Origin of the sequence: Streptomyces sp. NPDC058758, assembly GCF_042746075.1 — a bacterium.
Classification (GTDB): domain Bacteria; phylum Actinomycetota; class Actinomycetes; order Streptomycetales; family Streptomycetaceae; genus Streptomyces.
Map to the genome: position 1 here is coordinate 215,201 of NZ_JBHYPS010000004.1, position 19,745 is coordinate 234,945.

A 19,745-nucleotide genomic window follows, 5' to 3' on the forward strand; every position below is an offset into this window, starting at 1 on the left:
TTCTGATCGATCATTTCGGTCGGCATTGGTCACCGGTCGGGGGCCCTAGGTCCTCTTCCCGGGCATGCGGAAAGGCCCCGCCGCGGCGGGACCTTTCTCGACGGGACGCGGGGGGCTCAGCTGGGGGCCTCCGCGCCCTTGCGGGCGTAGAACCACCAGGTCACGACCATGCAGCTGACGTAGAAGGCGACGAAGCCCCACATCGCGCTGGTGACGGCGACCGAGCCGAAGAGCGCCGGGATGAAGAAGAAGCCGTAGGCGGCGATCGCGGAGGTGAAGCCGGTGACCGCGCCCGATTCCATCTCGGCCTGCTTGAGGGCCCTGGCGTGTTCGGGGGTGCCTTCGGTGAGGCCCTTGAGGTGGGTGCCGCGGAAGATGACCGGGATCTGGCGGAAGGTCGAGCCGTTGCCGATGCCGGAGAAGAAGAACGCGGCGAGGAAGCAGAAGAAGAAGCCGTAGAAGCTGCCGCCGTCACCGCCCGAGGGCAGGAAGTTGATCACTCCGATGATCGAGACCGCCATGCCCACGAAGGACAGGATGGTGACCCGGGCGCCGCCCCACTTGTCGGCGATCCAGCCGCCGGCCCAGCGGGCGAGCGCACCCACGGCGGGGCCCATCCAGGCGTAGGTGGCGACCGAGTAGTCCGGGAAGGTGGTCTTGATCAGCATCGGCAGGGCCGCGGCGAAGCCGATGAAGGAGCCGAAGGTGCCGACGTACAGCCAGGTCATCAGCCAGTTGTGCTTGCGCTTGAAGATGACCTTCTGCTGCTTGAACGGGGTGGAGGCGACCTTCAGGTCGTTCTGGCCGAACCAGGCGACGGCGGCCAGGACGAGGACGACGGGGACCCACACGAAGGCGGCGTTCTGGAGGTAAACGGGGGTGCCGTCGGCCTTGTGCTGGGCGGAGCCGATCGCGATCGTCGACCAGGTGATGACGATCGGGGTCAGCAGCTGCACGACGGAGACGCCGAGGTTGCCGAGGCCGCCGTTGATGCCGGTCGCGCTGCCCTTCTTCGCCTTGGGGAAGAAGAAGCCGATGTTGGCGAGGGAGGAGGCGAAGTTCGCGCCGCCGATGCCGCAGAGGGCGGCGATGACGACCATCACGGTGTACGGGGTGGTCGGGTCCTGGATGGCGACGCCCAGCCAGATCAGCGGGACCACGAGGACGACCGTCGACAGGGCGGTGAACCGCCGCTGGCCGATCATCGGGCCGAGGAAGGTGTAGAGGATCCGGGCCGTGCCGCCGGTCAGACCGGGGACGGCCGTCAGCCAGAAGAGCTGGGAGGTCGAGAAGCCGAAGCCGACGTCCTTCAGGTTGGTCGCCGTGACCGACCAGACCTGCCAGACGACGAAGGCGACGAGCAGCGCGGGGACCGCGATCCACAGGTTGCGGTGGGCGACCTTCCTGCCGATCGACTTCCAGAAGAGCTCGTTCTCCGGCTCCCAGTCGGTGACGGTCCGGCCGGGGCGGTACTGCTCCGTGTCGTACGAGGCGGGTGACCCGCCCGTGGTTCTGCTGTCCTGGACTACGGAACTCATGGCACTTCCCTGACTTCCCTGACGTTTACGAGCCTTTTCGAGGCTTCTTCCTTGCCTTTCCAGGCTGCTCCTCGCCGGAGGGGGTCATCAGTGCCGATGGTCGCGAGCGGGGGCGGGCCTAGGTCGGCCTCCCGGGCGGCCCTAGGTCCCGGCGGGGACGGGTCCGAGGGGCCGCCGGGAGGGAAGGGGGTGCCCCCGGGCCGGTGGCCGACGACCCCTCGGAAGGGGTGTGGGGCCGTCGGGGGTGCGGGCCGGGGGCAGTCTTGGGGGTGGGGAGGGGGGAGGGGGAGGGGAGGGAAGGGGACCGGAGCGGTACGGGTCCGGGTACGGGCGCCGGTACGGGTACGGGTCCGGGCGCGGCCCGTCAGCCGCGGCCGGCGGACGGCACCTCCGGCACCGGCAGCAGCGGCAGCGCCACCTCCGGGTCGTCCAGGCTCGCACCGGTCCGCAGGTCGAACTCCTGCTTGTGCATCGGGGAGGCCACCACCGGCACGCCGTCGCGGCGGCCCATGATGCCGTCGGCGATGACGTCGGCGCCCGAGTACGGGTCCCGGTTGCCCACCGCGTACACGGCGCCCTCCGCGTCCTTGAACAGCGCGGCCTCCGTCCCGTCCGGCAGCACCGCCGCCCGCCCGCGCCCCGGCTCCAGGAACTCCACCCCCTCCACGTGCCGTTCGAAGCGGGCCAGCGCCGCCGGGTCCTCCAGGACCACCCGCCACTCGTCGCGGTACGCGGCCACGTGCCGCTCCATCTGCGCCTCCAGCTCCGCGCCGATGCCGAGCGAGTCCTCGACCAGCACCTCCCGCAGGTGCGCGATCCCGTCGCCGGAGCCGCCGAGCCGCTCCAGCCAGGCCGAGGTGCGCTCCAGTCGCTCGCCGGTCCGCAGGTAGTACATGAGGAAGCGGTCGGTCAGCGCGAGGAGTTCGGCCGCCGACAGGTCGGAGGCGAGCAGGTCGGCGTGGCGCGGGGTCGCGCCGCCGTTGCCGCAGACGTACAGGTTCCAGCCGCCGGCGGTGGCGATGACGCCGATGTCCTTGCCGCGGGCCTCCGCGCACTCGCGCAGGCAGCCCGACACCCCGCCCTTGATCTTGTGCGGGGCGCGCAGGCCCCGGTAGCGCAGCTCCAGGTCGATCGCGAGCCGCACCGAGTCGCCCTGCCCGAAACGGCAGAAGCGCGCGCCCACGCAGGACTTCACGGTCCGCAGGGACTTGCCGTACGCCTGCCCGGACTCGAAGCCGGCCGCGATCAGCCGGCGCCAGATGGCCGGCAGGTCCTCCTTGCGGGCGCCGAAGAGGTCGATCCGCTGACCGCCGGTGACCTTGCTGTAGAGGCCGTGGTCGCGGGCCGTCTCGCCGAGGGCGATGAGCTGCTCGGGGGTGATCTCGCCGCCGGGGACGCGCGGGACGACCGAGTACGTGCCGTCCTTCTGGAGGTTGGCGAGGAAGAGGTCGTTCGCGTCCTGGAGGGCCGCCTGCTCGCCCTCCAGGACGTGCCGCAGGCCCAGTTCGGGGGCGAGGGTACCGAGGACGTTGGCGACGACCGGCTTGCAGACGGTGCAGCCCGATGACGCGGGGCCGCCGTCCGCGCCCCCGGAGCCGTACCGCTCCATCAGCTCGGTGAAGGAGCGGATCCGCTCGGTGCGGACCCGCTCGTACAGCTCCGGCCGGGTCAGCCCGGGGAAGTGCTCGCACAGCCCGCGCCGCTTCTCCACGCCGGCCGCGTCGAGGACGGCCTGGAGGGTGCCCGCGCAGCCGCCGCAGCCGGTGCCCGCCCTGGTGCAGCGCTTGACGCCGCCGACGTCGGTGAGGCCGTGGTCGGCGATCGCCGCGCTCACCGCGCCCTTGGTCACGTTGTGGCAGGAGCAGACGACGGCGTCGTCGGGGAGGGCGGCCGCGCCGGGGAGCGGGGCGCCACCGGCCGCCGCGGGCAGGATGAACGCCTCGGGCGGGGCGGGCAGCCGCCGCCCGGCGTGCGGCTTCAGCGAGCCGTACGCCTCGGCGTCCCCGACCAGGATGCCGCCGAGCAGCCGCCCGTCCGGGCCCAGGAGCAGCTTCTTGTAGACGCCCTCGCGGCCGTCCGAGAAGACGAGCTCGGTGGCCTCCGCGCCGGCCGCGAACGGGTCGCCGAAGGAGGCCACGTCGGCCCCCAGCAGCTTCAGCTTGGTCGAGGTGTCGGCGCCGGTGAACTCCGTCGTGCCGTCGCCCGCCAGCCGGTCGGCGACGACCTCGGCCATCTGGTAGCCGGGCGCGACCAGGCCGTAGACGCGCCCGTCGGAGGTCTGGGCGCACTCGCCGATCGCGTACACGTACGGGTCGGTGGTCCGGCAGTGGGCGTCGACCGCCACGCCGCCCCGGTCGCCGACCGCGAGGCCGGCCTCACGGGCCAGCCGGTCACGGGGGCGGACGCCTGCGGAGAAGACGACGACACCGGCGGGGATCCGCCGGCCGTCGGAGAGCCTGAGGGCGCGGGCCCGGCCGTCGGCACCGGTCTCCACCTCGGTGGCGCCGACGCCGGTGTGCACGGCGACGCCCATCGACTCGATGGTGGCCCGCAGGGCGGCCGCGCCGCCGTCGTCGACCTGGAGCGGCATCAGCCGGGGCGCGAACTCCACGACGTGGGTGGCCAGTCCGAGGCCGCGCAGCGCGCCCGCCGCCTCCAGGCCGAGCAGCCCGCCGCCGATCACGACGCCGGTCCCGGCGTGCTCGGCGTACGCGGTGAGCGCCTCGACGTCGTAGAGGGTGCGGTAGGTGAAGCAGCCGGGGGCGTCGGCGCCGGGGATCGGCGGCACGAAGGGGTACGAGCCGGTGGCCAGCACCAGCGCGTCGTAGCCGACGACGGCGCCGGAGGTGGTGGTGACGGTCCGGGCGGCGGTGTCGACGTGCTCCGCCGGGTCGCCGAGCCGCAGGTCGACGCCGTGCCCGGCCAGGAACCCGGGGGCGCCGAGCGTGAGCCGGTCCGGCGCGGTGCCGGTGAACACGGAGGAGAGGTGCACCCGGTCGTACGCCGGCACGTCCTCCTCCGCCAGGACGGTGACCCGCCAGCCGGGCGCCGCCGGGTCGGCCGGGTCGGCCAGCGCGCCGCGCTCGGCCAGCGCCTCCAGGAGCCGGTGACCGACCATGCCGTGGCCGACGAGGACGAGGGACGGGCGGGAGGACATGGCGACTCCGGAAGGGGTGGGGGCCAATGCGCGGGCGAGGGGGAGGTGGTGGGGCCGGTTCGGGGGCGAGGGGGTGGGGCCGGTTCGGGGGCGAGGAGGTGGGGCCGGTGCGCGGGCGGGGGGCGGTCCGCGCACCTCCGACCGTAGGGCGGCCGGGGGTGTCCGCCGCCCCGGGAAAGGCCCGAGCAGAGGGGACTTGTGGCCCCCGTCCCGGGGCCGAACGGCGGGGACCGCCGCACGGGCGCGCGCCCTAGCGTGGGGGGACGGGTCCGGGCGGCGCACGACACCGCCGCGCGGGCCCTCCCGCCGGGCCTCCCGGGGCCGGTGCACCCCCGGGAGCCACGGCGGTACGACCACGAGCGGGAAGGCGGACGCGGGATGCGAGAGCTGGTGCTGGCCGCGCACGGGAGCGCCGTGCCCGGCGCCGGTGCCGTCACGGAGCGGCTGGCCCGCGGGGTCCGGCGGCTGACGGGCGCGCCGGTCGCCGTGGGGCACCTCGGCCACCAGGAGCCGTCGCTGGCGTCCGTGCTGGACGGCAGGCCCGGCGCGGTCGTGGTGCCGCTGCTGCTGGGGGACGGCTACCACCGGACGGTGGACGTGCCGGCCGTCGCCCGGCGCTTCGGGTGCGTCCTGACGCCGGGGCTGTGCGACGCGCGCGCCGTGGCGCCGGCGCTGCGCGACCGGCTGCGCGCCGCCGAGCGGGCGGCCGGCGGGCCGGCGGACGCGGTCGTCGTCGCGGGCGCGGGCTCGTCCCGGCCGGGCGGGAACGACGGGACCCTCGCCGCGGCGGAGCGGCTGGGGCGCCTCCTGGCGGTGCCGGTCTCCGTCGCGTACTGCTCGGCCGCGTCCCCCGCGCCCGCCGAGGCGGTGGCACGCGCGCGTGCGGAGGGTTTCCGGCGGGTCGCCGTGGCGGCGCACCTGCTGGCCCCGGGCCGCTTCAGCCGGTCCCTGGAGGCGCTGCCGGAGGCGTACGCCGTCTCCGCGCCGCTCGCCGGCCACCCGCGGCTGGCCCGGCTGGTGGCGGATCGTTACGAGGCAGCGGCAGCGGCAGCGGCCGGGGCGCCCGCCCTCCTCAGCGTGGCCTGAGAAAGACGGGCCGCGGCTCTGGTGTGCTGGGGGCATGACACAACCCTTTCTGCCCCTGACCGCGCGCTCCCGCGAGGAGTCGCACCGGACCGCCACGCCGCTGGAACTCTTCTTCGACCTGTGTTTCGTGGTGGCCGTCGCCCAGGCGGGCGCGTCGCTCGTGCACGCGGTCGCCGAGGGGCACGCGGGCGAGGGCGTCGCGAGCTACGCGATGGTCTTCTTCGCCATCTGGTGGGCGTGGATGAACTTCTCCTGGTTCGCGTCGGCCTACGACAACGACGACGTGCTGTACCGGGTCGTCACGCTGGTCCAGATCGCCGGGGTGCTGATCCTCGCCGCGGGCGTCTCGCGCGCCTTCGAGGAGCACGACTTCCTCGTCGTCTACCTCGGCTACCTGGTGATGCGGGTGGCGCTCGCCTCGCAGTGGCTGCGGGCCGCCCGGCACGCGGCGTCGGCGGAGGAGCGGACGATGTGCCGGCGGTACGCGGGCGGGGTGCTGACCGTGCAGCTCGGCTGGCTGGCGCTGCTGTTCGTGCCGGAGGGGGCGCGGCCGTGGGTGTTCCTGGTGATGGCGCTGGCCGAGCTCGCGGTGCCGGTGTACGCGGAGAAGGACGCGCCCAGCACCTGGCACCCGCACCACATCGCGGAGCGGTACGGCCTGTTCACGATCATCGTGCTCGGCGAGTCGGTGGCGGCGGCGACCGTGGCGGTGAAGTCGGGGGTGGTGGAGCACGACGCGCTGAACGAGCTGCTGCCGATCGCGGCGGGCGGGCTGCTGATCGTCTTCGCCGCCTGGTGGATCTACTTCGTGGTCCCGGCGCACGACCGGCTGACGGACAGCCGGCAGGGCTTCCTGTGGGGGTACGGCCACTACGTGATCTTCACGTCGGCGGCGGCGATCGGCGCCGGCCTGGAGATCGCGGTCGAGCAGGCCGTGGGCAAGGCCCACATCGGCACGCTCGCCGCCTCGGCGTCGGTGACGATCCCGACGGCCGTCTTCCTGCTGTCCGTGTGGCTGCTGCACGCCCGCTACTTCAAGGTCGGCCTCGCCCAGCAGGCGGTGCTGCCGGGGGCGTCGCTCGCGATCCTGCTGTGCTCGTTCGCGGGCCGCTGGGCGGTGCCCGCGGCCGGTCTGGTCGCGGCGGGAGCGGTCGCGCTCGGCGTGACGCTCACCGCACGCAACCCGGCCACCAGGACGGCCCGCCCCTCCTGAGGTAGGAAGGGGACATGACAGAAGCCCCGGTCTCCCCCGACGGTCTCACCGACGTGCCCGGCATCCGGGTGGGCCACGCTCGCGTGGCGGGGCCGCGGGCCCTGTCGGGGACGACGGTGGTCCTCGCCCCCGAGGGCGGGGCGGTGGCGGCCGTGGACGTGCGCGGCGGCGGCCCCGGCACCCGCGAGACGGACGCCCTGGACCCGAGGAACGTGGTCCAGCGGATCGACGCCCTCGTCCTGACCGGCGGCAGCGCCTACGGCCTGGAGGCCCCGGCCGGGGTGATGGCCTGGCTGGAGGAGCGGCGGCGCGGGGTGCGGGTGGGTCCCGACCCGGCGCACGTGGTGCCGGTGGTGCCCGCCGCGTGCGTCTTCGACCTGGGCCGGGGCGGCGACTTCGGGGCCCGCCCGGACGCCGCCACGGGCCGGGCGGCGGTGGTGGCCGCGGCGGCGTCCGGGGACCACGCGCGCGTGGCGACGGGCGCGGTGGGGGCCGGGACCGGGGCGGCCGTCGGCGGGCTGCGCGGCGGCGTCGGCACGGCGGCCGTCCGCCTGGGGTCCGGGATCACGGTGGGCGCCCTGGTGGTGGTGAACGCCGTCGGCTCGGCCCTCGACCCGGCGACGGGCGTCCTGTACGGCAGCCTCTTCGAGGGCGGCGGGCTGCCCGTGCCGCCGCCGGCGGCGGTGCACGAGGCGGCGGCCCGGCGGCTCGCCGAGGCCCGCGCCGCCTCCGTACGGCCCCCGCTGAACACCACCCTCGCCGTGGTCGCCACGGATGCGGTCCTGAGCCGCGCGCAGGCCCAGAAGGTGGCGGGCACGGCGCACGACGGCATCGCGCGGGCGATCCGGCCGGTGCACCTGATGAACGACGGCGACACGGTCTTCGCGCTCGCCACCGGCGCCCGCGAACTGCCCGCCGCGCCGGGGCCGCTCGCCCTGAACGAGATCCTGGCGGCCGGCGCCGACCTGGTGACCCGCGCGATCGTCCGCGCGGTCCTGGCGGCCCCCGGCGGCCTGCGCGGACCGGGCGGCGACTTCCCCTCGTACACGGAGCTGTACGGCCCGCCCGGGGACGCGCACTCCCGGTGGCGGCAGGGGAGTTGAGAAGGACGCGGGGCGGGAACTTCCGTCGCCGGCCCCTCGTTTTCCGTAACCCCGACCCCGTTGTCGGACCCAGGGACTACGTTAAGCAAGCACCAAGTGACATGCGGCGACGGCCTGGAGACCCTCTTGAACGATCCGCGGGATCACCACGATCCGTACGAGACGACCGAGACGCACGTCGAGCGGCTTCTCGGCCGGGCGCTCAACTCCTTCGACCTGCCCGACGCGATGGTGGAGCGCCTGGAGTCGGCGCTCGCCCACTCCACCACGCTGCACTCCTCGCACCACAGCTCCACCCTGAACCGCACCACCTACCACCACGCCTACCTGCTGGCCGACGGCAGCGCCCTCGTCCTCTGGGAGCTCGTGCACAACGCGGGCCGGGACGGCGCCGAGCAGCACGAGCTGTACGCGGAGGAGGCCGAGGTGCGGCTGGCCGCCTCCCGGCTGCCCGCGGGCCCGCTGCCGGAGTGGACGGTGGAGCGGTCCGACGGGCGTCCGCTCGACGAGGACGACGACCTGGCGGCGCTCGGCGCGCTGCTCGCCCACCCGATACCGGCCCAGCCCCGGATGTACGTGCCGGACAACTCGGCGGACCACGCCCGCCGCGTCCTGCGCCGCGCGGAGAACGCGGACCGGCCCGCCGAGCGGACCGCCCGCCGGCTGCGGATCGCCTTCGCCCACCACATCACCCAGGTCTTCGGCCGCAACTGCCCCGTGGAGGGCGGCCGGGACGCCGGCTTCACCCTCTACGAGCACCAGTTCCTGCTGCTCGACGGCACCGAGCTGAGCCTCTGGGAGGTCGAGCACACGGCCACCCCGGACGGCCGGCACATGTGCGAGGTGTACGAGTCGGAGGCCGCGGCCCGCGGGGCGATGGAGGCCCGCTCCCGGGTCCGCTGAGGCCCCGTCACCCCCGGCGGCCGGCTCAGACCTGGGCCGGCACGCCGAGCTCCCGTACCGCGAACTCCCGGTTGGCCAGGGTCTGCTCGCGGTACGGCTCCGGCAGGTCGGGCAGGCCGAGGAGCCGGTCGCAGGCGGCGAGGGAGGCCGCGTGGTCGCCGACCCAGTAGGCGGTGACCGAGTACTCGAAGAGCAGCCCCCAGCGGTAGACCCACGGCTGGACGAAGAGCAGGTCCTCGGCGGGCACGGGCCGGTCGAGGACGGCCGCCAGCAGCGCGTGCGCGGCGTGGTGGCGGCCGGCCACGCGCAGCCGCGAGGCCAGCTCGTACACCGCCTCCAGGCGCTCCGGGCGGGCCTCCCAGGCGCGGACCAGGGCGTCCTGCCCGGCCGGCCAGTCGCCCGCCTCGGCGGCCAGCACCCCGGCCTGGAGCAGCGCGTAGTACACCTCCTCGCCCCAGCCGCCCATGGCCGCCCGCCGCTCGTAGAGCCCGATCGCCTCCCCCGTGCGGCCCATGTCCCGCATGGTCTGGGCGAGGTAGAAGACCGTCCGCGGGTTGCCCGGGTCGCGGACCAGTTCGGCGCCGAGCAGCCGGGCGTCCCGCTCGAACTTGTCGTGCCGCGAGCCGCCGTCGGCGTGGTCCTCGATGACCAGCGCGTCCAGGTTCCGCTGCTGGTGGTCGCGGTCCGGGGTCAGGTACTCGTGGGTGACGCCCTCGTACCGCCACGGCAGGGCCGCCCGGACCAGGCGCTTGATCCGGTACTCCACCTCGCCCTCGTGGCGCAGCATGTACGCGTCGGCCGTCAGCTCCGGCAGCGGACCGTCCTGGCGCAGGACGTGGTCGGCGTCGAGGAGCAGCAGGAAGTCGGCCCCGCGGGCCCGGGCGCGGGCGAGGTTGAGGCTCCGGTTGTGCCCGAAGTCCACCCAGGGCTCCTCGACCAGCTCCCCGGGGATCCCGGCGAGGGCCTTCCTGACGAGGTCCTGGGTGCCGTCGGTGGAGCCCGTGTCGGAGACCACCCAGGTGTCCACGAGGCCCCGGACGGAGGCGAGGCACCGCTCGATGACCGAGGACTCGTTCTTGACGATCATGCACAAGCAGAGGGACGGCCGCATGGCAACACCACTTCTCGCGGTTCGGTCGGGGGGCGACGGTAGGCACGCCCCGGTACGGGCCCGGCGGCGGCGCGCCGACGGAGGGCTCCGCGTTCCCCGCCGCGTACGCATCCATTCGGCTGGCGGCGCTACGCCATGGCGCTGAGAGTGCCCCGGAGGCCGTCAAGGCGGCGCGGCGGCGGTCCGATGAACCGATGGGAAGTTCATCCCACGGTCCGGTTCCGGCAGGTCCTGCCGCACGGATCCCCCCGGCACTCGCGCCGGCGCCGCCGGGCGCCGGCGGAGGAAGGAGCACCCCCATGCGTCCTGACCCCAGGACCCGGTCCCCGTTCGGCCCGCTCCCCCGGCGGCGCGTCTGGCTCGGCGGCGGCACGCTCGCCTCGGTCGCGCTCGTCCTCACCGGCTTCGCGCCGACCGCCTCGGCGTGGGGCACCCCGCAGGCCCCGGCCGTGGACGCGGCGGCGTCCGACCCGATGACGGGCTGCAAGCACCGGGCCCTCCCGGGCTCCCCGGACACCGCCGCCCTGGAGGACTTCCTGGCGCAGGAGGACGCCGCCGGCCCGAGGTCGGCGGCGGTCCCGACGACGGGCTGCAAGGGCCCGACCGGCCCCACCGGCCCCAAGGGCCCGACCGGCCCGAAGGGGCCGAAGGGCGACAAGGGCAAGCCGGGCCCCACCGGTCCCACGGGCCCCACCGGCCCGAAGGGCCCGCAGGGACCGAAGGGCGCGACCGGGGCGACGGGTGCCACGGGCGCGACGGGCGCGACCGGAGCCACTGGCGCGACCGGGGCGACCGGAGCCACGGGCGCGACCGGCCCCACCGGCCCGTGCGTGGACATCGACACGTACAGCCCGTCCAACAGCGAGGACTTCCAGGCCGCGCTCTACGGCGGCAACGCGTTCGTCGGCAAGGCGGACGTCCCCGGCGGCGCCATCGTCTGGCAGGACCTCACCAACACCACGGCGACGATGACGGACCCGGCCAACCCGGACTACCCGGCCACCGCCTGCGGCATCGCCATCGAGGCCCAGGGCAACGACGCCTTCGTCAAGGTGATCACCACGACCGGCGCGGTCTGGCAGACCCACGGCGACATCATGGGCAACACCTTCGTCTGGGACGAGCCCTGGGTGCAGCAGGCCACCCCGACCCCCCTCGTGAGGAGCGCGACCGGGTTCAAGGGCGATCTGAGGCACGGCGGCGCGGTCAACCGCTGACGACCCCGCGGCCGTCGGCACGGACGGCCGCGCGCGAAGGGCCCCGGTCCACGGACCGGGGCCCTTCGCTCCGTGCTCAGCCGGCGAGCGCCGGCTCCTTCTCCACCGCGGCCGGCGCGGCACCGTCCGCGTCGCCCTCGCCGCCGCCCTCCAGGTGCTGCTTCGGCCTGGCCGGCAGGGCGAACATCACCAGGAAGATGCCGCCCAGGACCACCGCGGCCCAGCCGAGGGAGTTGCGGAAGGCGTCCGCGAAGGCGTCCGCCACGTCGGCCGGCGCCCGGGCCGGCCCCCGGTCGTCGATCACGCCGAAGAACACCACCGACACCAGGCCCAGGCCGATCGCGTTGCCCATCTGGCCCGTCGTGTTGATCAGACCCGACGCCGAACCCGCGTGCTCCTTCGGGACCTCCGACAGCACCGCGTCCGTCAGCGGCGCCACGATCAGGCCCATGCCGAGGCCCATCACCACCAGCGCCGGGATCATCTGCAAGGGCGAGATCCCCGCCCCGTACCGGCCCGCGGCGAAGAAGTAGAGCAGGATGCCCGCGACCATCGTCAGCGCGCCCGCCTGGAGCACCTTGCGGCCGAAGCGCGGCACCAGCAGCTGGACCGACATGCCCGCCGCCATGGAGACCGCGATCGAGAACGGCACACCGGTCAGACCCGCCTTGAGGGCGGTCCAGCCGAGACCGATCTGCATGTAGAGCGTCCACACCAGGAAGAAGATGCCGAGCACGATGCCGAAGGTCAGCTGCACCGCGATGCCGGCCGCGAAGGACTTCACGCGGAACAGCGACAGCTCGACCAGCGGCGAGCCGTCCTTCTTCGTCTTGTACCGCTCGTAGGCGACGAGGACGCCGAAGACGACCGGGGCGGCCGCCATCATCAGGTGGCCCCACAGCGGCCAGTCCAGCTCGCGGCCCCGGGTCAGCGGGTAGATCAGCAGGAGCAGCGCGGCGGTGACGAGCACGACGCCGACCAGGTCGAGCCGGAGCGCCTTCGGCGCCTTCGACTCGGTGATGTACTTCCGGCCGAGGAGCAGCGCGGCGACGCCGACCGGCAGGTTGATCAGGAAGATCGGCCGCCACTCCAGGCCCGCGATGTTCCACTCCGTGAGCAGCGCGCCGAGCAGCGGGCCCGAGACCGCGCCCAGGCCGACGATCGCGCCGAACATGCCGAAGACCTTGCCGCGCTCGTGCGCGGGGAAGGTGACGTGGACGATCGACAGCACCTGCGGCACCATCATCGCCGCCGCCGCGCCCTGGAGGAGGCGCGAGGCGACCAGCATCTCCGGGTTCGCCGCGAGGCCGCACAGCGCGGAGGCGAGCGTGAAGCCCGCCGTGCCGAGGAGGAAGAGCCGCTTGCGGCCGTAGATGTCGCCGAGTCGGCCACCGGTGATCAGACCGGCGGCGAAGGCCAGCGCGTAGCCGGCGGTGATCCACTGGATCGCGCCGAAGCCGGCGCCGAGGTCGTGCTCGATGCTGGGGATCGCGATGTTCACGATCGTGGCGTCGACCAGGTCCATGAAGGCGGCCGTCATGACGATGGCCAGGGCGATCCAGCGCTTGCTGTCCCCCGTGGTGGTGCTGTCCGCCCCCGTGGCGGCGTCGGTCTCGTGTGCGCTCATGGGAGGACCGTAGAAGGCCTCTAGGTCGGATCGCGTCCTATTTCGGCGTCATGCTGTGCTCCATGACGGACACTCCGGCACGACTCCTCACCCTGCTGTCGCTCCTCCAGACCCCGCGCGAGTGGCCCGGCAGCGAGCTCGCCGACCGGCTCTCGGTCTCGCCGCGCACGATCCGCCGCGACATCGACCGGCTCAGGGACCTCGGCTACCCCGTCGAGGCGACCAGGGGCTCGATCGGCGGCTACCGGCTGGTCGCCGGCACGGCCATGCCCCCGCTGCTCCTCGACGACGAGGAGGCGGTCGCCATCGCCGTCGGACTCCGAGCGGGCGCGGGGCACGCCATCGAAGGCGTCGACGAGGCGTCGGTACGGGCGCTGGCCAAGCTGGAGCAGGTGCTGCCGGCGCGGCTGCGGCACCGGGTCTCCACGCTCCAGAACGCGACCCTGCCGCTGACCCACGGCGACGGCGCCACCGTCGCCCCCTCCACCCTGACCGCCCTCGCGGGTGCGGTCACCGGCCGCGAACGGCTCCGCTTCAGCTACCGCGCGGGCGACGGCGCCGAGTCGAAGCGGCTGGTGGAGCCGTACCGGCTGGTGTCGACCGGGCGCCGCTGGTACCTGGTGGCGTACGACCTCGGGCGCGAGGATTGGCGGACCTTCCGCGTCGACCGCGTCACCGACCCGCTCGCGACGGGCGCGCGCTTCACGGCGCGGGAGCTGCCGGAGGGGGACGAGGCGGCGTACCTGGTCCGCTCGATGAACCGGGCGCAGCGGGAGCGGGAGACGGAGCTGGACCTGGACGTCGAGTTCTCCGCGTCCGCGGAGTCCGTGGCCGCCCGCTTCCCCGCGCACCTCGCGCCGGTCTCCACCGGGCCCGACAGCTGCCGCCTGCGCGCCCGCGTCACCGACTCCGTGGAGTGGCTCGCCATCCGCCTCGCCCTCGTGGAGGCCCCCTTCACGGTCCACGGCCCCGCCCCCCTCCGCGCCCACCTGGCGGCCCTGGCCGCCCGTCTGACGAGCGCGACGCGGTGAACGGGTACGGGAAGGGCCCCGCCCTCCGTGCGGAGGGCGGGGCCCTTCCCGTACCCGGGTCGTGGCGGAAGGGACGGCCGCCGGCCGCCCTAGGCCACCGCGTCGAAGCCCGTGTCCCGTGCCATCTTCTTCAGTTCCAGCAGCGCGTGCTTCTCGATCTGGCGGATCCGCTCGCGCGTGAGCCCGTGCTCCTTGCCGACCTCCGTCAGCGTCCGCTCGCGGCCGTCCTCGATGCCGTACCGCATCCGGATGATGGAGGCGGTGCGGTGGTCGAGCTTGTCGATGAGATCGTCGAGCTCCTCGCTGCGCAGCAGCGTGAGGACGGACTGCTCCGGCGAGATCGCCGAGGTGTCCTCCAGGAGGTCGCCGAACTGCGTCTCGCCCTCGTCGTCGACCGACATGTTGAGCGAGACCGGGTCGCGCGCCCAGTCGAGGACGTCCGTGACCCGCTCCGGCGTGGAGCCCAGCTCCTCGGCGACCTCCGCGGGCTCGGGCTCGCGGCCGTGCTCGCGGTTGAACTCGCGCTGGACCCGGCGGATCCGGCCCAGCTCCTCCACGAGGTGGACGGGGAGGCGGATCGTGCGGGACTGGTCGGCGATGGACCGGGTGATGGCCTGGCGGATCCACCACGTGGCGTACGTGGAGAACTTGAAGCCCTTCGCGTAGTCGAACTTCTCGACGGCGCGCACCAGGCCCGCGTTCCCCTCCTGGATCAGGTCGAGCAGGGGCAGGCCGCTGCGCGGGTAGCGCCGGGCCACGGCCACGACGAGCCGCAGGTTGGACTTGATGAAGAGGTCCTTGGCCCGCTCGCCCTCGGCGACCAGTGCCTCGAGCTCCTCGCGGCTCGCCCCGGCCGCCTCGGTGTCCTCCACCTCGCCGTCGAGGATCTGCTGGGCGTAGACGCCCGCCTCGATGGTCTGGGAGAGCTCGACCTCCTTGGCGGCGTCGAGCAGGGGGGTGCGCGCGATCTCGTCGAGGTACATGCCGACCAGGTCGCGGTCGGCGATCTCCCCGCCCACGGCGCGAACGCTGCTTGCCCGGCCGTCCCCGCTCTTGGCGGCGGACTGACGACGGGCGACGGCACGGGTTGCCATGCGTGCTCCCTTGCTGAGTAGGTCGCGACACCTTTCGGGTGCCCTGCATCCGACGGAAACAACGACCGGAATCGGGACAGAATTCCCAGGAGGCTCAGGATTTTCGCGATCATGCAGTATCCTGCGCGGCCTTCACTCCGCCCGTCGGCCCGTGATCCTCACGGATCCGCAGGTCAGAGCCCACGGAGCGGCCCTCCGGCCCTTTCCCGACCACACTGTCGGTGAGACAGCCGTCACACTCCCGGCTTCCCCGCGTCCCGTCCCTCACTCCTCAGGACGCCGCCCGCCGCCCCGGAGGTTGCCCCGGGAGCGTCGACCGGGCCCCGCGGCGGGGGGCCCGGGCCCCCGGGCGTAGGTCCCGGCACCATGCGGCGTAGGTCCCGGGCCCGTTACGGCCCGCCCCTCCCCCGCCCTACCGTCCCCCCATGGACACCACCGGCATCCTCGACGAGGCACTCGAACGGCTCCACGCCACCGGTCCCGAGCGGAACGGCTGGCTCACCAACCACGCGCCGATGGCCGTGGAGGCGCTGGCCCGCCACGGGCACGCCGCCGCCGTGCACCGCTGGCTGGACGCGTACGCGCCGAAGCTGGAGGAGGCGCCCGCGCCCCACGCCCCGGTCACCGCGGCGAACTGGCGGGAGGCGCTCGGCGACCCGGCCCGGATCACGGACTGGACCCGGTACTTCGCCCGGGAGCTGGCGGACCGGCCCTGGCGGGAGGTGCTGGCGGAGTGGTGGCCCCGGCTGCTGCCCGGCATCGCGGGCGGCGCCACGCATCCGGTGATCCGCACCGGGCACGCCGTACGGACCCTGCTCGCGCCCGGCGGCGAAACGGCGCCCCGGCGGGCCGAGCTGGCGCACGCGCTCGGCTACTGGGCCGCCCGCCACCGGCCGCTCCCGCCGCTCGCCCCGCTGGCCGCCGCGCCGGACGCGGCCGCCGCGCTCGGCGCCGTACCGCCGGTGCCGCGACAGGAGGGCGGGATCCGGGAGCGCCTCGCGCAGCTCACGGCGTTCCCGGTCTGGGGCTCCGCACCGGACCCCGATACGGCGAAGGGGCTGCTCACCGAGCTGGTGACGGCGGCGACGCACCGCTACGCGACGCACGGGCACGGCGAGCCGATCATGCTGGTGCACGCGGCGACGGCGCCCAACGCCGTGCTGCGGACGCTGCCCGCGCTGCCCCGCGTGCTGTGGGCGCCGAGCCTCGCGGCGGCCTGGACGGCCTCGGCGGCGGTCACGGCCGCGTACACGCCGCGGGAGGCCGCTCCGTACGCGCCGGCCGGCCTCGCCCCCGAGGAGGTCTTCGCCCGGGCGGCGGCGCACGGCGACGACCACACGATCAAGTTCACGGACACGGCGCTGGACGTCGGCGGTCCGCTCGCGCTGGCCGCCGCCGTCCGCTCGGTGGAGCTGAACCCGCCGGCCCTGTGAACCGCCCGGGGGCGGGCCGGGGGCTCAGCCGAACTGCACCGAGCGCTTCGCCAGGCCCATCCAGAAGCCGTCGATCACCGAGCGCTCGGCGTCGAGGTCGCCGGCCGCGTCCGCCGCGCCCATGGTGACGAAGAGCGGGGCGAAGTGCTCCGTACGGGGGTGGGCGAGGCGCCCGGCCGGGGACTTGCGCTCGAAGTCGAGCAGGGCGTCCACGTCGCGGGCGGCGAGGGCCTCGTGCCCCCAGGCGTCGAACTCGGCGGACCAGCCCGGCACGCCGCCGCCGGGGTGGCGGAGGGCGGCGAGGTTGTGGGTGAAGAAGCCGCTGCCGACGATCAGCACGCCCTCGTCGCGCAGCGGGGCGAGCCTGCGGCCGATGTCCATGAGGCGGCGCGGGTCGAGGGTGGGCATGGAGATCTGGAGGACGGGGATGTCGGCGCCGGGGTACATCTCGACGAGCGGCACGTACGCGCCGTGGTCGAGGCCCCGGTCGGGGATGTCCTGCACGGGGGTGCCGGGCGAGCGGAGCAGCTTGCGGACGGACTCGGCGAGCGCGGGCGCGCCGGGGGCGTCGTACCGGACCCGGTAGTAGTGCTCGGGGAAGCCCCAGAAGTCGTAGACGAGGGGGACCGTCTCGGTGGCGCCGAGGGCGAGCGGGGCCTCCTCCCAGTGGGCGGAGACCATGAGGATCGCCCTGGGGCGGGGCAGGCCGGCCGACCAGGCGGCGAGTTCGCCGGGCCAGACCGGGTCGTCGGCGAGCGGCGGGGCGCCGTGGGACAGGTAGAGCGCGGGCATCCGTTCCTGCGTGGCGTCCATGACGACGTCTCCTCCTCCGGCAGAACCACTGGGGAAGCGAGAAGTTCTTGAAACTTCAAGCTGATGTGTGCAGCCTAAACCTACATAGTTCAACTTTCAAGAATGGGTCGTACGATGGGTGGTATGGGTGGCATGGATGAGACGGGCGCCGTGGGCGACAGGACCGGACCGGAACCGCGCTGGCTCAGCGACGGCGAACAGCGCGTCTGGCGCTCGTACCTCCACGCCACCACGCTCCTGGAGGACCACCTCGACCGCCAGTTGCAGCGCGACGCCGGCATGCCGCACGTGTACTACGGCCTGCTCGTCCAGCTCTCCCAGGCCCCGCGCCGCCGGCTCCGCATGACGGAGCTCGCGAAGAGCGCCAAGATCACCCGCTCCCGCCTCTCGCACGCCGTCGCCCGCCTGGAGAAGAATGGCTGGGTCCGGCGCGAGGAGTGCCCCTCCGACAAGCGCGGCCAGTTCGCCCGGCTCACCGACGAGGGCGTGGAGGTCCTGCGGCGCACCGCGCCCGGGCACGTGGCGGCGGTGCGCCAGGCGATGTTCGACCGGCTCAGCCCCGAGCAGGTCGAACAGCTCGGCGCGATCATGCGGGTGATGGCCGAGGGCCTGGAGCCCGCGGGCCCGGACGCGGACCTGCCCTGGCTCCGCTGAGCGGGGCCAGGGCAGGGGATCACGTCCGGGGGGTCCCGGGGGTCAGTGCGCGATGACCGGCACCTTCACCTCGTCGTCGGCCCCCGCGCCGGAGCCTGCGACCGCGCCGGTGTCCGGCTTCCCGGTGGTGATCAGCACGGCCGCGATCGTCGCGGCGACGGCCAGGATGCCGACGGCCCACCAGATCGCGGCGGTGTAGCCCTCGACCATGCCCTGGAGCTGGAGCAGCTTCTGGGCGGCCGGGGTGGTCGCGCCGGCGGCGTGGTCGGTGAGGTACGCGGTCGTCGCCGAGGCGGCGATCGTGTTCAGCAGGGCCGTACCGATGGCGCCGCCGACCTGCTGCGAGGTGTTGACCATCGCGGAGGCCACGCCGGCGTCCTTCGGGTCCACGCCGTGCGTGGCGAGCGACATGGCCGGCATGAAGGCGGTGCCCATGCCGAGGCCGAGCAGCAGCTGCGCGGGCAGGATCAGCCCGGCGTAGGAGGTGCCGACCTCCAGCTGCGTCAGGAGCAGCATGCCGACCGCGGCGGTGAGGAAGCCGGGGGCCATGAGCAGCCGCGGCGGGACCCGGGTCATCAGCCGGGTGCCGATCTGGGTCGAGCCGATGATCATGCCCGCGATCATGGGCAGGAACGCGAAGCCGGTCATGACCGGCGAGTAGCCCTTCACGACCTGGAGGTAGTAGGTCAGGAAGAGGAAGAGGCCGAACATCGCGATGACGGCGAGGCCGAGCGAGAGGTAGACGCCGCCGCGGTTGCGGTCGGTGAGGACGCGCAGCGGCAGCAGCGGGTTCCTCACCTTGGCCTCGACGAGCACGAAGGCGCCGAGCAGCACCACGGAGCCCACGAACATGCCGATCGTGCCGGCGTCGCTCCAGCCCTCGGACTCGGCGCGGGTGAAGCCGTAGACGAGCGCGACCAGGCCCAGGGTGGAGAGGATCACGCCGGGGACGTCGAGCGCGGAGCGGTTGCGGCCGCCGGCCGGCTCGCGGATCACCAGGTACGCGCCGACGGCGGCGACGACCGCGAACGGGATGTTGACGAAGAAGGTCCAGCGCCAGTTCAGGTACTCGGTGAGGAAGCCGCCGAGGATCAGGCCCACGGCGCCGCCGCCACCGGCGATCGCGCCGTAGATGCCGAAGGCCTTGGCGCGCTCCTTGGCGTCGGTGAAGGTCACGGCGAGCAGCGACAGCGCGGCGGGCGCGAGGAGCGCGCCGAAGGCGCCCTGGAGGGCGCGGGCCCCGAGCATCATGGCCTCGCCGGTGGCCGCGCCGCCGAGGGCGGAGGCGGCGGCGAAGCCGATCAGGCCGACGACGAAGGTGCGCTTGCGGCCCCACAGGTCGGCGATGCGCCCGCCGAAGAGCAGCAGACCGCCGAAGGCGAGGGCGTAGGCCGTGATGACCCACTGCCGGTTGCCGTCCGAGATGCCGAGGTCCTGCTGGGCGGAGGGGAGGGCGATGTTCACGATGGTCGCGTCGAGCACGACCATCAGCTGGGCGAGGGCGATGAAGACGAGGGCCTTCCAGCGACCGGGGTCGGGCTGGAGGCCGGCCGTCGACCGGGAGGTCCCGGCGGTTTCGGACATGGGGGTAGCCACCTCTTGGTGCGTAAATGAAGAAAAAGGACTTTTCGGAAGTCTGGGGGGGTGGGCCCTGGGCCCCGGGGGGCCGTGGGCCGGGGGGCCGTGGACCCGGGGAGGGAGGGCCCCGAGGGGGAAGACCCGGGGACCGGAGGGCCGGGGACCTAGGGGACCCGGGGGCCGGAGG

At 74.3% G+C, this 19,745-nt stretch carries 15 protein-coding genes; 8 read left to right on the forward strand and 7 right to left on the reverse strand.

The genetic code is table 11. From position 1 onward, the window contains the following. Positions 1–116: 116 nt before the first annotated feature. Together ACFW6A_RS07415 and nirB are read right to left on the reverse strand one after the other, a co-directional pair. Complete coding sequence (locus tag ACFW6A_RS07415) at positions 117–1,538, reverse strand: NarK family nitrate/nitrite MFS transporter (protein ID WP_351841510.1); 1,422 nt, start codon at positions 1,536–1,538, stop codon at positions 117–119. A gap of 364 nt (positions 1,539–1,902) precedes the next feature. Continuing rightward, positions 1,903–4,695, reverse strand: a complete 2,793-nt coding sequence (nirB, locus tag ACFW6A_RS07420) for a nitrite reductase large subunit NirB (protein WP_386639250.1) — start codon at positions 4,693–4,695, stop codon at positions 1,903–1,905. Between the two features lie 378 nt (positions 4,696–5,073). On the opposite strand from nirB, the gene ACFW6A_RS07425 reads away from it, so the two are divergent. The 4 genes from ACFW6A_RS07425 (at position 5,074) to ACFW6A_RS07440 (ending at position 9,000) form a co-directional block, all read left to right on the forward strand. After that, positions 5,074–5,781: a sirohydrochlorin chelatase gene (locus ACFW6A_RS07425; RefSeq protein ID WP_386639253.1), complete on the forward strand. Its 708-nt coding sequence runs from the start codon at positions 5,074–5,076 to the stop codon at positions 5,779–5,781. A gap of 34 nt (positions 5,782–5,815) precedes the next feature. After that, a complete protein-coding gene (locus ACFW6A_RS07430; RefSeq protein WP_351841516.1) occupies positions 5,816–6,994 on the forward strand; it encodes a low temperature requirement protein A in 1,179 nt (392 codons plus the stop codon). Between the two features lie 14 nt (positions 6,995–7,008). Further along, positions 7,009–8,097: a P1 family peptidase gene (locus ACFW6A_RS07435; protein ID WP_386639256.1), complete on the forward strand. Its 1,089-nt coding sequence runs from the start codon at positions 7,009–7,011 to the stop codon at positions 8,095–8,097. A gap of 126 nt (positions 8,098–8,223) precedes the next feature. Further along, positions 8,224–9,000: a DUF6227 family protein gene (locus ACFW6A_RS07440; protein WP_351841520.1), complete on the forward strand. Its 777-nt coding sequence runs from the start codon at positions 8,224–8,226 to the stop codon at positions 8,998–9,000. 25 nt (positions 9,001–9,025) lie between these two features. Here the strand turns inward: ACFW6A_RS07440 and ACFW6A_RS07445 are convergent, their stop codons facing one another. Then, positions 9,026–10,087, reverse strand: coding sequence for a glycosyltransferase (locus tag ACFW6A_RS07445; protein ID WP_386482593.1), 1,062 nt, complete (start codon positions 10,085–10,087; stop codon positions 9,026–9,028). Between the two features lie 323 nt (positions 10,088–10,410). Between ACFW6A_RS07445 and ACFW6A_RS07450 the strand changes: the two genes are divergently transcribed. Then, a complete protein-coding gene (locus tag ACFW6A_RS07450; protein ID WP_386482590.1) occupies positions 10,411–11,328 on the forward strand; it encodes a hypothetical protein in 918 nt (305 codons plus the stop codon). A 76-nt stretch (positions 11,329–11,404) separates the two neighbouring features. On the opposite strand, the gene ACFW6A_RS07455 is transcribed toward ACFW6A_RS07450, so the two are convergent. Beyond that, complete coding sequence (locus ACFW6A_RS07455) at positions 11,405–12,955, reverse strand: MFS transporter (protein WP_386639259.1); 1,551 nt, start codon at positions 12,953–12,955, stop codon at positions 11,405–11,407. Positions 12,956–13,017: 62 nt separating this feature from the next. Here ACFW6A_RS07455 and ACFW6A_RS07460 point away from each other — a divergent pair, with 62 nt between their 5' ends. Continuing rightward, on the forward strand, positions 13,018–13,986 hold the full coding sequence (locus ACFW6A_RS07460; protein ID WP_351841528.1) for a transcriptional regulator: 969 nt from the start codon (positions 13,018–13,020) through the stop codon (positions 13,984–13,986). Between the two features lie 89 nt (positions 13,987–14,075). On the opposite strand, the gene ACFW6A_RS07465 is transcribed toward ACFW6A_RS07460, so the two are convergent. Then, on the reverse strand, positions 14,076–15,080 hold the full coding sequence (locus tag ACFW6A_RS07465) for a sigma-70 family RNA polymerase sigma factor (protein ID WP_351841530.1): 1,005 nt from the start codon (positions 15,078–15,080) through the stop codon (positions 14,076–14,078). Between the two features lie 425 nt (positions 15,081–15,505). Between ACFW6A_RS07465 and ACFW6A_RS07470 the strand changes: the two genes are divergently transcribed. Continuing rightward, positions 15,506–16,513, forward strand: a complete 1,008-nt coding sequence (locus ACFW6A_RS07470) for a questin oxidase family protein (protein ID WP_351841532.1) — start codon at positions 15,506–15,508, stop codon at positions 16,511–16,513. A 24-nt stretch (positions 16,514–16,537) separates the two neighbouring features. On the opposite strand, the gene ACFW6A_RS07475 is transcribed toward ACFW6A_RS07470, so the two are convergent. Continuing rightward, positions 16,538–17,326 (reverse strand): dioxygenase, encoded by a 789-nt coding sequence (locus ACFW6A_RS07475; protein ID WP_386639263.1) that lies wholly within the window; start codon positions 17,324–17,326, stop codon positions 16,538–16,540. 132 nt (positions 17,327–17,458) lie between these two features. Between ACFW6A_RS07475 and ACFW6A_RS07480 the strand changes: the two genes are divergently transcribed. Continuing rightward, positions 17,459–17,980: a MarR family transcriptional regulator gene (locus tag ACFW6A_RS07480; protein WP_351841782.1), complete on the forward strand. Its 522-nt coding sequence runs from the start codon at positions 17,459–17,461 to the stop codon at positions 17,978–17,980. Positions 17,981–18,022: 42 nt separating this feature from the next. On the opposite strand, the gene ACFW6A_RS07485 is transcribed toward ACFW6A_RS07480, so the two are convergent. Beyond that, on the reverse strand, positions 18,023–19,564 hold the full coding sequence (locus ACFW6A_RS07485) for an MFS transporter (RefSeq protein ID WP_386482577.1): 1,542 nt from the start codon (positions 19,562–19,564) through the stop codon (positions 18,023–18,025). Between the last annotated feature and the right edge of the window lie 181 nt (positions 19,565–19,745).

Coding starts and splice junctions, on each gene's coding strand:
- ACFW6A_RS07415 (WP_351841510.1), bottom strand. CDS start 1,538: ATGAGTTCCGTAGTCCAGGACAGCAGAACCACGGGCGGGTCACCCGCC.
- nirB (WP_386639250.1), bottom strand. CDS start 4,695: ATGTCCTCCCGCCCGTCCCTCGTCCTCGTCGGCCACGGCATGGTCGGT.
- ACFW6A_RS07425 (WP_386639253.1), top strand. CDS start 5,074: ATGCGAGAGCTGGTGCTGGCCGCGCACGGGAGCGCCGTGCCCGGCGCC.
- ACFW6A_RS07430 (WP_351841516.1), top strand. CDS start 5,816: ATGACACAACCCTTTCTGCCCCTGACCGCGCGCTCCCGCGAGGAGTCG.
- ACFW6A_RS07435 (WP_386639256.1), top strand. CDS start 7,009: ATGACAGAAGCCCCGGTCTCCCCCGACGGTCTCACCGACGTGCCCGGC.
- ACFW6A_RS07445 (WP_386482593.1), bottom strand. CDS start 10,087: ATGATCGTCAAGAACGAGTCCTCGGTCATCGAGCGGTGCCTCGCCTCC.
- ACFW6A_RS07450 (WP_386482590.1), top strand. CDS start 10,411: ATGCGTCCTGACCCCAGGACCCGGTCCCCGTTCGGCCCGCTCCCCCGG.
- ACFW6A_RS07455 (WP_386639259.1), bottom strand. CDS start 12,955: ATGAGCGCACACGAGACCGACGCCGCCACGGGGGCGGACAGCACCACC.
- ACFW6A_RS07460 (WP_351841528.1), top strand. CDS start 13,018: ATGACGGACACTCCGGCACGACTCCTCACCCTGCTGTCGCTCCTCCAG.
- ACFW6A_RS07465 (WP_351841530.1), bottom strand. CDS start 15,080: ATGGCAACCCGTGCCGTCGCCCGTCGTCAGTCCGCCGCCAAGAGCGGG.
- ACFW6A_RS07470 (WP_351841532.1), top strand. CDS start 15,506: ATGGACACCACCGGCATCCTCGACGAGGCACTCGAACGGCTCCACGCC.
- ACFW6A_RS07475 (WP_386639263.1), bottom strand. CDS start 17,326: ATGGACGCCACGCAGGAACGGATGCCCGCGCTCTACCTGTCCCACGGC.
- ACFW6A_RS07480 (WP_351841782.1), top strand. CDS start 17,459: ATGGATGAGACGGGCGCCGTGGGCGACAGGACCGGACCGGAACCGCGC.
- ACFW6A_RS07485 (WP_386482577.1), bottom strand. CDS start 19,564: ATGTCCGAAACCGCCGGGACCTCCCGGTCGACGGCCGGCCTCCAGCCC.